Source organism: Vibrio sp. S234-5, from assembly GCF_000960595.1.
Classification (GTDB): domain Bacteria; phylum Pseudomonadota; class Gammaproteobacteria; order Enterobacterales; family Vibrionaceae; genus Vibrio.
Genome location: NZ_JZAM01000265.1, coordinates 1 through 1081, shown reverse-complemented (window position 1 = coordinate 1081; position 1081 = coordinate 1). Strand labels below are relative to the sequence as shown.

Below are 1081 nucleotides of genomic sequence, written 5' to 3'. Positions count from 1 at the left end.
AGTAGAGGGTGTGAACAACCGAATAAAGACGCTGAACAAAGTCGCCTATGGGTATCGTGATTGGGAATTTTTTGAGTTAAAAATCAAAGCCAGTCATGAGGCGAAGTATCGATTTTCCGGATGAACCCTATTTATGCTGCGTTAACATTGGTCTATGAAAAAAGTGGCAAGTACCTAAGAAAGAAGCAGCAAAGCTAAGGGTTCATTGCTAACAGTCAGCACAAGCCTAACAAACTGCTTAAGAGGGATTCGCAATGCGTGGCATTTTCAGCATGCGGTGAGTTTTGTGATTAAGTTGGTGTGCGGTAACTTTTGTAGTGCATTGCTCACCCCTTAGCAGGGCGTTATGCTTCATCACGTAAAATCAGTGGGTTATGGTTCTTCTTTGTTCCTTTGGCTTTTCAGTTTTGAGTTTGTCGGCAAGTTGGCTTCAGCGGGCGCTGTTTTCTGGACATCCATTCTTGGGCGCGAAAAATTCTGAGCGTTGCCTCAGTCAATTTTCGGGCAAGCGCGAGGTTATGGCGGTTGGCTCAATCAGCAATATGATCTTAGGTTTTTGAGTATTAGCGGCCAAAGTTCAATGTCTGATTTTCAAAATTATGAGTCATTCCAGTTTTTTGATTTTTGGCTTTTGTCTGTGAGTCAACGCTGAGTTATTCTTGGTTTTTGTAAAACGTAAGTCATTGAAGCTTAAGCATAACAAAGCGTTTAAGTGGGATTTGGCACGCGTGGCATTTTTAGTTTGCGTTGGGTTCAGTGGTTACGGCACTGTGCGGTAGCTTTTGTAGTGCGTGCCTGCACCCCTTAACGCGGCGTTAGCCCTTATTCGAAAATTAGGAAATTTATGTGACTAGTAACAATCGAGACTACCGATTCTTAACTCCTGAAGAAACGGATGAGTGGGAAAAAGTAAAACAAGAAGAGATCGTTAACCCTGGTAGCAGGGTAAAGATTCAGGGTTCGCGCATGTTATTGACGCACCTTTTTATCGAATTTCGGGATAAAATTTTTAGAAATAGATTGAATTAGCGATCTTGACGTGATCTTATACTGTTAAAAATAAAGCAGGATAAGACGAATA

Annotated in this window: 2 protein-coding genes; both read left to right on the top strand. The window is 41.8% G+C overall.

All coding sequences use genetic code 11. From position 1 onward, the window contains the following. Positions 1–124 (top strand): transposase (locus UF06_RS24745; RefSeq protein ID WP_045569239.1); only part of this gene is annotated, 124 nt, incomplete at its 5' end. Positions 125–374: 250 nt separating this feature from the next. After that, positions 375–560, top strand: a complete 186-nt coding sequence (locus UF06_RS27920; protein WP_045571316.1) for a hypothetical protein — start codon at positions 375–377, stop codon at positions 558–560. Positions 561–1081: the final 521 nt, after the last annotated feature.

Excerpts from the sequence above, each read along its gene's own strand:
- UF06_RS27920 (WP_045571316.1), top strand. The coding sequence starts at position 375 with ATGGTTCTTCTTTGTTCCTTTGGCTTTTCAGTTTTGAGTTTGTCGGCA.